Raw genomic sequence first — 12,947 nt, 5'->3', positions numbered from 1 at the left:
ATTTTTAATTCTTTACAGAAAATTAATGTAAAAACATAAAACCTACTTTAAAGGCTTCTAAAATCATATATTGTTTAGATGAATTATTTTTTTACTAAATAAAAAATTATCGAACTAAACTAAAATGCCCATTTTGTGTCGTTCCATTTTTATAAAGTATAAGATACCAATAACCACCACTTGATACAGGAGCCCCATTAGAATTGCCCTCCCAGCCTTCTGAAATATTCTTTATTTCCTTTAAAAGTTTTCCGTAGCGATTATAAATTAAAACCTTTGAGATTTCGCTTAATGGGTCTGGAACTACCCAATAATCATTAACACCATCGTTATTTGGTGTAAAAAACTTTGGAGGTAAAGCACTTGTGTCTGTTTTAGCGGTTGTAAAACTTTCTTCACTACAATCTTTTGCATTTCCGTTAGAATTATAGGCTACCACGGTAACATAAACAGTTTTATTCTCAGGTAAGTTTTCGGGTAAATTATAACTCAAAAAATTTCCAATATCCTTGGAGTTTAAAATATCTGTTCCTTCCGAAAATGTTCCAATAGATAATTTATAACCTGTTGCATCAGGTGACACATTCCATGATAAATTTGTTGCTGTAGATACATTTATCGCTTCATTTAATGGCGCCGTTAATTCGCTACAAAGTGGTAATACCCCGGCTGATTCTGTTGTAAAAAACGCTTCTGAACAATCTACCGCTTCTCCGTCAGAATTATAAGGTATTACCGTTACAAATATAGATGTGCTTTCAGGTAAATCTGTTGGTAAATTATAAATAGTTTCATTACCTACGTCAAATGCATTTAAAACATCTGTTCCATTAGAAGTGGTGCCTACAGTTAATTTATACCCTTTTGCTTTATCTACTTTACGCCATGATAAATGTGTATCTGTAGGGACATTATTCGCATTAGGTAATGGCAATAATAATGTAGTACAATTGGGGATAGTTGTTATTATTAGTTCAAAATCTTGTTCTTCACTGCAACCCGAAATGCCTTCATCGTAAATATATAAAGTTAACGGATATACAGGGAAGTCTGAATAATTTATAACGTCTCCAGCACTATAAGCAACTCCTTTACCTTTAGACGCAGTGTAATATTTTTCATTTCCTGAAAGACCATAACCTGTAATTATTGGTAGAGTATAATTATTTGATGCTACTTTCCATGCTAAATCATCTATATAATAGTTTAAAATACCACCATCTGAAATAATCCAATTATCTGTAATTCTAGAAAAATCGGTAACATAATTATTAGCTTCCATATTAGCTCTTGCTGTTGTGGCTGCACAATATTTACTATTTCCTCCATGAAAATTTACATTAGGTTGTAAATCTAGAGTATCCCAACCAATAAGTAAGTTATCATAATTTAAAACCGATAAAGTTACCCCTAAAAACATGTTTTTCATTTTGGTAACTTGAGCTACATCCCAATTTCCTAAATCTTGATCAAAAGCTGTAGCACCACTAAACATTTCTTCCATGTATATCACGTTACTCACATCCCAACCACTTAAATCTTGATTAAAAGCTGTAGCTTCTTTAAATAGAGAATTCATCCATTCTACAGCACTAACATCCCACTTTCCGATATATTGATTAAAGGCGGTAGCACGTAAAAACATAGAACTCATTGTTGTTACACGACTTATATCCCAGTTGGAAATATCTTGATTAAACACTACTGTATTAGCTAGCATAAAATCCATATTACTCACATTACCCACATTCCAACTACCAATATCTTGATTAAATGCTAACGCTCCATCAAACATGCCGGCTAATGAAGTAACATTGCTTACATCCCAGCCACCGATATCTTGATTGAATGTTCTTGCTTTAGAAAATAAATTTGCCATATACACCACATTACTAACATCCCAATTACTTATATCTTGGTTAAATGATATGGCTCCTGAAAACATGTTATTCATACGAATGACATTAGTAATATCCCAATCGCCTATATCCTGATTAAAAACGATTGCTCCAGAAAACATATCGTGCATTCTGGTTACACTGCTAACATCCCAACCACTTAGATCTTGGTTGAATGCTGCTGCATCTAAAAACATACCGTACATATTAGTGACATTGCTAACATCCCACTTGCCAACATTTTGGTTAAATGCTTGTGCGTTTGAAAACAACTGACTAATATTGGTTACGCTACTTACATCCCAACGACTTATATCTTGATTAAATGATGTTGCACGTAAAAACATTTCTGATATATCCGTTACTCGGCTTACATCCCAGCTTCCAATGTCTTGGTTAAAAAAAGATGGAGGCGTTATATTAGGGCACTCCGTTTCTTCAGTATAAAACAAGCGATACATATTTGTTACCTGACTCACATCCCAATTACCTATATCTTGATTGAATAGCGGAGTTTGCTCAAACATTTGTGAAATATCGGTTACCGTACTCACATCCCAATCACCGATAGGGTAATTAAATGCTTTATTGCCAAAAAACATACCTCGTAAACTGGTAACATTGGATAAATTAGGTGCATCGGTAAAATTTCCTTGTAATTGTTTACAGCCCGCAAAAGCATATTCCATAGAAGTCCAAGCATTATCGCCCCACTGCTCTATGGTTAATAGCTTATCACTATTTAAAAATAGTGATTCATCATACAATTCATTAAAATATATTCTAGGAAAAACCCCTGTTATGCTCACAGTATAAATTCCTGGGGAAGCATAGGTATGTGTTGCATTTCCTGTTTCAACCGTGTTTGGAGTACCATCACCCCAATCTACCGTATAGTTATAAGTTTCAAAAACATAAGTTGGTATAGTAATGCTATTATCGGTCCCTGAAGTTCCTACCCCCCAAGTGGTAATAAAAGGTGTTGTTCCCAAAGCCATAACGCCATAACTTCGGCCTATTATAAAAAAACCTATGATGAAAAAAGAAATACAACGTTTGTCTAAACTGAATTTTATCATGACGAATTTTATAGCAAAAAAATAACGCTATACAATATTATAAAATAAGAGCACAAATTAATGTAAATCTACATTCGTTATATATAAATTATGGCTTATTTACCCCATTTTTAAACGAAGCTTCTAAAAGCTTCAACAAATTTTAAAATTAAACAAATTAAAACCTTCTCCTGAAAATACTACCCCAACCATCCCTCTCTATCTAAACTTCTATACTGAATGGCTTCTCCAATATGAGATCCATTAACATCTGGAACGCCTTCTAAATCGGCAATGGTTCTGGATACTTTAAGAATTCTATCATAGGCACGAGCCGATAGATTTAAACGCTCCATAGCAGTTTTTAATAATGTTTTTGACGCTTCATCTAATACGCAATGTTTTCGAATTTGTTTCACATTCATTTGCGCATTATAATGCACTTTATCTGAATCTTCAAACCGTTTAGTCTGTATTTGTCTCGCCTGAGTAACACGCTTTCTAATTTCTACCGAACTCTCACCTTTTCTGTCATCCGACAATTTATCAAAAGGCACTGGTGTTACTTCGATATGAATATCAATTCTATCCAAAAGTGGCCCCGAAACTTTACTTAAATAGCGCTGCATTTCTGCTGGACTTGATGTTACAGGTGCATTAGGATCGTTAAAATAACCACTCGGGCTCGGATTCATACTCGCCACCAACATAAATGATGATGGGTAAGTAACCGTAAATTTCGCTCTAGAAATGGTAACCTCCCGATCTTCTAAGGGCTGGCGCATCACTTCCAGAACTTCGCGTTTAAATTCGGGTAATTCATCTAAAAATAAAACACCATTATGCGACATCGAAATTTCACCTGGTTGCGGGTAACTTCCGCCACCAACTAAAGCAACGTTTGAAATCGTATGATGAGGACTTCTAAACGGTCTTTGAGCCATAAGCCCAGTATCTTTAACCCTTCCAACTACCGAATGAATCTTTGTAGTTTCTAAAGCCTCATGTAACGTCATAGGCGGTAGAATACTCGGCAAACGTTTGGCTAACATGGTTTTTCCTGCGCCTGGCGGACCTATTAAAATAATATTATGGCCACCTGCAGCCGCAATTTCCATACAACGCTTAATACCTTCTTGCCCCTTGACATCCGAGAAATCGAATTCAGGAAAATCTAAATTTGCTTCAAATTCTTTTCGAGTATCTATTATGGTTTGCTCTAACGGTACTCCTTTATCAAAAAAGTCAATAACTTGTTTTATGTTATCAATGCCAAAAACCTCCAAATTATCAACAATTGCAGCTTCTTTTGCATTCTGTTTTGGCAGAATAAAGCCTTTGTAACCTTCTTCCCTAGCTTTAACCGCAATGGGTAATGCGCCTTTTATAGGCTGTAACGTTCCATCCAAAGAAAGTTCTCCCATAATTAAATACTGCTCTAAACCTTCGGCCTTAATTTGCCCTGTTGAAGCCAAAATTCCAATAGCTAAAGTTAAATCGTAAGACGAACCTTCTTTTCTTAAATCGGCAGGCGACATGTTGATGATAATTTTTTTCCCTGGAATTCTGTAACCATTATTCTGAAGTGCAGCAGCAATTCTGAAATTACTTTCTTTAATAGCATTATCTGGCAACCCTACAAGATGATAGCCCACGCCTTTATCCACGTTCACTTCAACGGTAATTGTTGTGGCTTCTACACCAAAAACGGCACTTCCAAAAACTTTTTTGAGCATATACAACTAGGTTTTATTCTTAAATGTAATAAATCTATTTTAAATTTTATAATTATTTAAGAATCAAGACCGTATTAATGCATCATTTTAGTGATGTGAAATATGAAATAAAGAACTTCATTATTAGGTAATACCTCTTTTAAATTTTCATTTTTATAGAAAAACAATTTCGTAACAGTCAAATAAATGTCCCGCTTAAGTATAAGTATCAGTGAAAAATACTGCTATCCAAACAAAAATTTTAATCAACAAACATGGTAAAAATAACTTCAAAACGGGAAAAGAGAATCTTTATTCAAAAACAAAGATTTGTTAAAAACCATCCCGTATGGTTAGAACAAAAGGTGATACGCTTTAAAGAAAATAAATATATTCAACTCGAAAAAGCTCTTAAATATTCTAAATTAACAATAAATTTTATAGGAGCCTTCGATAAGTTGTCTGACTATTTGATAACTCACAACTTTTTAAAAACTAAAACACTCTTTCACTAAAATCAACACAAAAAAAACTTAACAAACAGAATGTTACAAAACAAAAAAAGATATATCACTTTTTGCGACATTTCTAAATTGTTAAAAACATGTTGACAATGTTTATAAAACACCCTTTCATTATCAAGTGCTTAGCTTTACCTTTACCAAAGGAAAAAGCACCTCGTGAGGCGCTTTAAAGTTCTTTAAAATGAAGGTTTTTAAATGGTCTCATTAACCATTATAGAATCGAGTTTAATATACTCAACTTCAATTAGGGTTTTTAGATGGTCTCATTAGCCATTTTCAAAACGAGTTTAGTATACTCAACCTCAGTAAACCTTTGAATGACTCTAACAACATATATAGAGTTGAAAGAAATTAGACATTACATCATTAGTAATTAATCTAAAAATCCAAAAGAAGGTTAAAAAAGCGTCAATGTTACTAGTAATAACATTGGCGTTTTTTATTTTTAAAATATCCTCTATTACAATTACTCGCAATTCTTTTACAAAAATAAGCAATTCTTAAAACTAATAACATCTTTAGCTTTCTTTATATTAACAAAATTAATTAGTACGAATTAAAGTCTATAACCTCCGAAAGTCTTAATTATAATAGCATATTCAATCAATATAGCATATTTATTCTTAGCTTGTTATTAACAATATTTTTCAATAATAGTTAGATTTTTAAATCTATTTATAGTTAATCTTCCTGTATCTACTAAGGAGTTTATTTATGAAAAACAAAAAATCCCGCCATAAGCGGGATTCGTATAAATATATTTTCTTTTTAAATAACTTAGTTTAAAAACTTAGGTTTAATCACTAACATAGCCCAAGCCCAATTTTGCATATCGGCAGCATCGCTTTTAGTTACTTCTTTAAGTTCGTACATACCATCGTTAGCAAACATTTGAGAATACCCTAATTTTAAAGCATAACCTTTAAATTGTTTTGAATAGACTAAATCTAATTCGGTACCTAAAGATTTCTCTCCACTTGCCAATTCTTGCTCACCGCTAAAATTTAAAGCTTTTACCAATAAGCTAGACGTGTCGTTCAGTTTAAAATTGGCACTCACATGAATATCAAATAAACCTACTGAATTAGCATGATTCCCCACATAGAAATAATCCATAAAACCATTAAATTTATGATTGGTACCATATAAAGGAAAAAACGCTCCCGTCTCTCCTGCATCAGCATCGTTACCACTAATAATTTCCAACCCGGCACCTAATCCCACTTTGGCAGATGCTTTATACGTAACATCTAAACCTAATAAATGTGCGCCTTTTACGGCCACTTCATTTTGGCGATCTCCAGTTTGAATAAAAGCATTTACAGCCACACCAAAAGCACCTGTTTTATAATCTAAATGTGTTCCGAAGGTTTGTAAATTACTGGTTCCGTCGACTTCCTGAAATCCGTTATTCAACACTAATAAACTTCCAGAGAAACTATCCCAAGCTTGTTTTAAATAAAGGTATTGCATGGTTTTATAAGAAAAATTTCCTGTGGTAGCATAGGTTGTAGACGTGGATTGAAACCCTGCAGGACTTTCGTAATCTTGATTAAAAGCCAAACCAACATCCATCATAAACTTGCCTTTATTATACTTTAATAAAGCGGCATCATGATTCCGACCTTGTTGCGCCCAATCTAATCCTCCGAAAATGCGCTGATCGTCGTAAACAATAGATTGACGCCCCAGTTTAGTTGAAAAACCTTCACCTAAATTCAATTCTGCCCAAGCTTCAAAAACTCCGAAAGAATTATTACTATCATCAGGAACTATTTGTTTATTTTCTCCCCAAACCATCACATCCTGTAAACTCACATAAAACTTGTAAGCATCGGTTGCATAGCCCGCATTTAAACGCATTCTCGTCGAAATTCCAAAGCCCGCATCGGCAGCATCTGGAATAATACCTCCATAACCGTTACGGTATTCTGCTCTTGGCCTAAACTCGCCATCTAAAGTAAATTGTGCTTGTGCAAATTGCATGGTTACCATCAATAAGGCTAAGATTACATATTGTTTTTTCATCATTATTAATTTTAAAAATTATTTATCTTTCGTTTTTCTAAGGACACGAGCACAGCAAATATAGAAGTAGCAAGCTGTTGGTAATATGATATATCTCATGTTCGATTTCAATTTTAGTAATTTTCCTACTGTTTAAATGTGTCTTATAAAAAAATGTAAATCTTTAAAAAAATTTATTTTCTGTAAAACCACTTACTAAACAGTTTTTATCAATAAGACAAATATAAGTATTAATACTTATGCAAAAACTAAGTATTTAATTTTTAAGGAGTTCTCAAAAACAGCTTCAAATTTTAACTAAAACGAATAAATAGAGGCTTTTATCTATTAAAAATGCAATTAGAATTTATTTCAAATGAAATTTATCAATTTTCCACATAAAAAAATCACATTTACACACTTATATATACGTAGATTAATATTTGCAAAATGAAAAAACCGAAAACCAGTGGTAAAATAAAATACAGAACCGTTATATTTGTAAAAACATAACGCTATTTATAATATGATTTCCATAGCACAAGCCATTAACGCCGTAAAGCAACATGCTAAACCGTTATTTAAAAAAACTGTAAAAACCGCTGAAAAAGCAGGTGGATACTTACTTTTTGAGGATGTACACTCCCCTATAAATATGCCTCCATTCAGGCAATCGGCCATGGACGGTTACGCTTTAAACTTGCACGACGATTTCACATACAAATTAATAGGCGAAGTTCAGGCTGGTGATGACAGGCAACCCGTACTAAAACCCGGTGAAGCTATACGTATTTTTACTGGGGCTGCTGTACCTGCTACCGCAAATGCTGTCATTATGCAAGAACAGGTTACTGCGGAAAAAAAACAAATTCGCATCAATAAAGAAGTCAACGAAAATCAAAACATTAGGCCTTTAGGCGAACAAGTTAAGCAGCATGAACTTGCTTTAAAAGCCGGCACAAAACTAACGCCTGCCGCTATTGGTTATTTAAGTTCCTTAGGAATAACTACTGTTACAGTTTATAAAAAACCAAGCATTGCCATTGTTTCTACAGGAAACGAATTGATTGAACCAGGAAACGATTTAAGCTACGGACAAATTTACGAGAGCAATTCTAAAATGCTTTTAAGCGCCTTATATAGCTTGAAATTTTATGATGTTACCATCCATAATGTTACCGATAATTATGGAAAAACACTGGCTAAATTAAAATCGGTTATTAGCGAGAATAACTTGGTTATTATTACTGGAGGGATTTCGGTTGGCGATTACGATTATGTTGGAAAAGCTTTAAATGAATTACATGTTGAAGAAATATTCTATAAAGTAAAACAAAAACCAGGCAAACCTTTATTCTTCGGAAAAAAGCAAGACACTCAAATTTTTGCTTTACCCGGAAACCCTGCTGCTGCACTCACCTGTTTCTATGTTTACGTCTATATAGCCTTGCAGGGTTTGATGAATCGAGAGGATCTTGAATTACCACGCGTAAAAGGGCAATCAATATCAAACTTTATTAAAAGAGGTGACCGACCACAATTTTTAAAAGCCATATATACCAACGGTAAGGTTGAAATTTTAGAAGGACAAAGCTCTGCTATGCAACAAACCTTTGCGCTTTCTAACGCTTTAGTTTTTATGGACGAAAATGATACAGAAGTTACCATAAATGATGCATTAGAAACCATTTTATTACCCGTTTAATATGTCTTACAAAATTAAAAGCAGAATTTGGATTGAAGCCAATAACCATGTCCTTTTAGGTGAAGGGCGTGTGCATTTACTGAAAGCCATTGAAGACACAGGATCATTATCTAAAGCGGCAAAATCGCTTGGTTTATCCTATAAAAAAGCTTGGTCGCTTATAGATTCGGTAAATAAATCGGCAAAAAAACCTGTAACCATAAACAGTACGGGCGGTAAGGGAGGCGGTGGTGCAACACTTACACCTTACGGAAAAACATTAATAACCACATTCGATGAAATAAATAAAAACTGTTGGAAATTTCTAGACGAACAAGTTCGCAAACTTGATGCGCTTTAGTATGCAGTAAAAACAATTTTCAGTATCCAAAAACTAATAACCCATAACCATTAAGTAACAACTAATAACCACAAACCAAACCCATGCTCCAAACCGAGAATATTACGCTTTTTTTAATCATTTTGCCACTCGTGTCGTTTCTATACGCTAGTGTTGGTCATGGTGGTGCAAGCGGATATTTGGCACTTATGGCTTTGTTTTCTTTTGCTCCAGAAAGCATGAAACCCACTGCCCTACTGCTTAATTTGTTTGTTGCAGGCATATCGTTTTATTACTATTATAAAGCTGGTCATTTCAACAAAAAATTATTTATGGCCTTTGCCGTTGCTTCCATTCCGTACGCTTTTTTAGGCGGCACTATTGAAGTTGACGCCTCTATTTATAAAAAAATATTAGCCATATTATTAGTTTTTGCTATTTTAAAAATGTTAAATGTTTTTGGAAAAGAAAGCAAAATTATAAAACCTGTAAAACTTTGGCAAGGTCTTATTATTGGAGGTGTTATCGGTTTTTTCTCAGGACTCATTGGCATTGGTGGAGGCATTATTTTGAGTCCTGTAATTTTACTTCTACATTGGGGAAAAATGAAGGAAGCCGCAGCCGTTTCTGCACTTTTTATTTGGGTGAATTCGGCTTCGGGCTTAATCGGGCAAATTAGCAGTGGTGTTAATCTAGACAGAGCATCTTTTTTATTAGTTGCCATTGCCCTTATTGGCGGGGTTTTGGGTGGCTATTTTGGAAGCAAAAAGATAAACAATAAACAACTACGCTATATTTTGGCTTTCGTGCTTATTATGGCCTGCGGTAAATTATTTTTCATTTAATATGATAGACAAAAAGCACATTACAGGCATTATTCTAGCGGGCGGAAAAAGCTCGAGAATGGGTACGGATAAAGGTTTTTTAAGCTTCAACGGAAAATCGTTTATACAATACAGTATTGATGCTTTACAACCATTAGTTTCAAAGATAATTATTGTTTCTAATTGTGCCGATTATGATGTTTTTGGCTTAGAGCGTATTGAAGACACTATTGAAAACAGTGGTCCTTTAGCGGGAATTTATTCAGGTTTAAAACATTCTGAAACCACCTATAATTTGGTTTTAAGTTGCGATATTCCATTGATACATTCTCAAATTTTAGAACGATTAATTTCTGAAGTTGATAACGGTTCCGAAGTGATTCAAATAGAAAGTAACGGCAGAAGAATGCCATTAATTGCGCTTTATAAAAAATCTTGTGAAAGCCGATTTCTAAAGCTTCTAAATTCAGGTGAACGCAAATTACAGTTTGCCGTAAATCAATGTAAAAGCAAAGTGGTTTCATTAGAAAAACATGAACAAAAACTTACAACTAACATTAATACTAAAGACGAATTAAAACAGATAACACCATGCAAATAACCATAAAATATTTTGGGCAAATTGCTGAAACAACAAAAAAAACCGAGGAGATTATAAACTTTGAAGGAGAAACGATATTCGAACTTTTAGAGCTTCTTTATATAAAATATGATAGCCTAAAACATAAAGAATTTCAGGTTGCTCAAAACGAAGAATTAGTTTCCGAAACCACAAAAGCAACCGGCAAAGACATCGCCATATTACCCCCATTTGCTGGCGGATAATTTAGTTGAAAAACAAAATGAATAACAGATATAGCAGACATATTATACTTTCTGAAATCGGAGAAGCCGGTCAAAAGAAACTTGCACAAGCCAAAGTATTGGTTATTGGTGCGGGTGGCTTAGGCTGTCCGATTTTGCAATATTTAGTCGGCGCAGGTATTGGCACCATTGGTATTGTAGATTTTGATTTGGTAGAGCTTAGTAATTTACAACGGCAAGTACTATTCGGAAGATCAACCTTAGGAATAAACAAAGCTATTGCTGCGAAACAACGCTTAGAAGATTTAAACGATTCTATCATTATAAATGCTTATCCTGAAAAACTAACGCATAAAAATGCTCTAGAATTATTTAAAAACTACGATATAATTATTGATGGTACCGATAATTTTGAAACCCGATATTTAGTCAATGATGCTTGCTTGATAACCAATAAGCCACTCGTTTTTGGTGCTATTTATAAGTTTGAAGGTCAGGTTTCGGTTTTCAACTATCAAAACGGACCCAGTTACCGTTGTTTATTTCCTAATTTTCCAGAAGAAAACAGTGTTCCTAATTGTTCAGAAATTGGAGTTTTAGGCGTGCTTCCAGGGATTATTGGTAGTATGCAAGCCAATGAAGTTTTAAAAATTATTTTAGGAATTGGCGAAGTACTTTCAGGAAAAATATTGTTTTACAATGCGTTAACGCTTCAAAATTCAACTTTAAAAATAAATAGGAATGATGCCATTATCCAATCCGTTTTAAACGAAAAAGAAAACTTTCAATCTAAAAAAAGCGATTTTAACTGTGAAATGACTAATGAAACAGTTTCTATTAAGCTCATTTTAAAGAAAAAAAACATTCAACTTATTGATGTTCGAGAACCACATGAAACACCTAAACTAGAAGGTTTCAATGTGATAAATATTCCGCTATCTCTATTAGAGCTTCAGATTAATAAAATAGATTCAAATAAAACAAACTACCTATTTTGCCAATCAGGAATGCGCAGCAAAAAAGCAGTTTCTATTCTGAAAAAATTAAACATAACCAATTGCTTCAGCATAAAAGAAGGTATTTTAGACATTCATAAATTATCAAAAGACTTAACAAGTCTAAGTAAAATATAAAATCATGGAACAAAAGAAACCAAAAAGTGTATTTCAGCAAGGTGCTATTTCATCAGAATTTATTGGGAATTCTATTGCTAAACATCAAACTAAAACCAGTATTGGTGCCCATAATATTTTTCTGGGCCAAGTTCGTGCAGATGTTATTGAAGAAAAAACTGTTGCAGCTATAGAATACACCGCTTACGAAGAAATGGCAAATGCTAAATTTCACGCCATTCGTGAGTCGGCTTTTGAAAAATTCGATCTTACCTGCATGCATATTTACCATAGTTTAGGTACTGTAAAAGCTGGAGAAATATGTTTATTCGTTTTTGTATCATCACCTAGACGCAAAGTCGTTTTCGAAGCTTTAGAATTTATAGTTGAAGCCATAAAAGCTGATGTTCCTGTTTTTGGAAAAGAAATTTTTGAGGACGACACGCATCAATGGAAGGTAAACAAATAGTTATTTTTTTTAACCCTAAAAACAAAAAATGGTAGACATCACACATAAAGCAACAACCCTAAGAACTGCGGTAGCTCAAGCTGTTGTAAAGGTTAGTAAAATAGAAACAATACAAGCAATAGAAAACGACACCGTTCCGAAAGGAAATGTCTTCGCCATGAGTAAAGCGGCAGGGTTATTAGGCGTAAAACGCACACCCGATATTTTGCCCGATTGCCACCCCTTGCCTATCGAATTTACCAGCGTAGAATATCAAGTTAACGGCTTAGAAATTACGGTCGTTTTTACAGTAAAAACAATTTACAAAACAGGTGTTGAAGTTGAAGCCATGCATGGTGCCAGCGTAGTAGCCTTAAATATGTACGATATGCTGAAGCCAATTGATAAAGGCATTGAAATTCATGCTATTAAATTATTAGAGAAAAAAGGCGGTAAATCAGATTTTAGAGACCGTTTTAGAAAGGATTTGAAAGCTGCTGTTGTAGTGTGTTCGGATACTATTTCGGCCGGCC

The 12,947-nt window shown here is 33.9% G+C and carries 11 protein-coding genes; 8 read left to right on the top strand and 3 right to left on the bottom strand.

Annotated features, from left to right (window positions below; genetic code table 11):
• Window positions 1-106: 106 nt before the first annotated feature.
• The 3 genes from QWY92_RS18285 to QWY92_RS18275 form a co-directional block, all read right to left on the bottom strand.
• On the bottom strand, window positions 107-2,977 hold the full coding sequence (locus QWY92_RS18285; RefSeq protein WP_290274215.1) for a BspA family leucine-rich repeat surface protein: 2,871 nt from the start codon (window positions 2,975-2,977) through the stop codon (window positions 107-109).
• Between the two features lie 179 nt (window positions 2,978-3,156).
• On the bottom strand, window positions 3,157-4,692 hold the full coding sequence (locus QWY92_RS18280; RefSeq protein ID WP_290274212.1) for a YifB family Mg chelatase-like AAA ATPase: 1,536 nt from the start codon (window positions 4,690-4,692) through the stop codon (window positions 3,157-3,159).
• A gap of 1,280 nt (window positions 4,693-5,972) precedes the next feature.
• A complete protein-coding gene (locus QWY92_RS18275; RefSeq protein WP_290274210.1) occupies window positions 5,973-7,226 on the bottom strand; it encodes an alginate export family protein in 1,254 nt (417 codons plus the stop codon).
• Between the two features lie 502 nt (window positions 7,227-7,728).
• On the opposite strand from QWY92_RS18275, the gene QWY92_RS18270 reads away from it, so the two are divergent.
• The 8 genes from QWY92_RS18270 to moaC all read left to right on the top strand — a co-directional run.
• Window positions 7,729-8,907, top strand: a complete 1,179-nt coding sequence (locus QWY92_RS18270) for a molybdopterin molybdotransferase MoeA (protein WP_290274208.1) — start codon at window positions 7,729-7,731, stop codon at window positions 8,905-8,907.
• A 1-nt stretch (window position 8,908) separates the two neighbouring features.
• The gene (locus QWY92_RS18265) at window positions 8,909-9,247 is read left to right on the top strand and encodes a winged helix-turn-helix domain-containing protein (RefSeq protein ID WP_290274205.1); all 339 of its coding nucleotides are present in this window, start codon (window positions 8,909-8,911) and stop codon (window positions 9,245-9,247) included.
• An 83-nt stretch (window positions 9,248-9,330) separates the two neighbouring features.
• On the top strand, window positions 9,331-10,071 hold the full coding sequence (locus QWY92_RS18260; RefSeq protein ID WP_290274202.1) for a sulfite exporter TauE/SafE family protein: 741 nt from the start codon (window positions 9,331-9,333) through the stop codon (window positions 10,069-10,071).
• 1 nt (window position 10,072) lies between these two features.
• Window positions 10,073-10,651: a molybdenum cofactor guanylyltransferase gene (gene mobA / locus QWY92_RS18255; protein ID WP_290274199.1), complete on the top strand. Its 579-nt coding sequence runs from the start codon at window positions 10,073-10,075 to the stop codon at window positions 10,649-10,651.
• A complete protein-coding gene (locus QWY92_RS18250; protein WP_290274197.1) occupies window positions 10,642-10,875 on the top strand; it encodes a MoaD/ThiS family protein in 234 nt (77 codons plus the stop codon). Before mobA ends, QWY92_RS18250 begins: the two co-directional genes overlap by 10 nt.
• Window positions 10,876-10,892: 17 nt before the next feature.
• Window positions 10,893-11,987, top strand: coding sequence for a HesA/MoeB/ThiF family protein (gene moeB, locus QWY92_RS18245; protein ID WP_290274194.1), 1,095 nt, complete (start codon window positions 10,893-10,895; stop codon window positions 11,985-11,987).
• Between the two features lie 4 nt (window positions 11,988-11,991).
• Window positions 11,992-12,435 carry a molybdenum cofactor biosynthesis protein MoaE gene (locus QWY92_RS18240; protein ID WP_290274192.1) on the top strand — a complete coding sequence of 148 codons (444 nt, stop codon included), beginning with the start codon at window positions 11,992-11,994 and terminating at the stop codon, window positions 12,433-12,435.
• 28 nt (window positions 12,436-12,463) lie between these two features.
• Window positions 12,464-12,947, top strand: a 484-nt coding sequence (gene moaC / locus QWY92_RS18235; RefSeq protein ID WP_290274189.1) for a cyclic pyranopterin monophosphate synthase MoaC, incomplete at its 3' end; no start/stop codon positions are given.

It is taken from the genome of Algibacter miyuki, from assembly GCF_030409805.1.
Taxonomy (GTDB): domain Bacteria; phylum Bacteroidota; class Bacteroidia; order Flavobacteriales; family Flavobacteriaceae; genus Algibacter; species Algibacter miyuki.
Note: the sequence above shows the minus strand (reverse complement) of the source record. Positions and strands in the feature narration are given on the sequence as shown.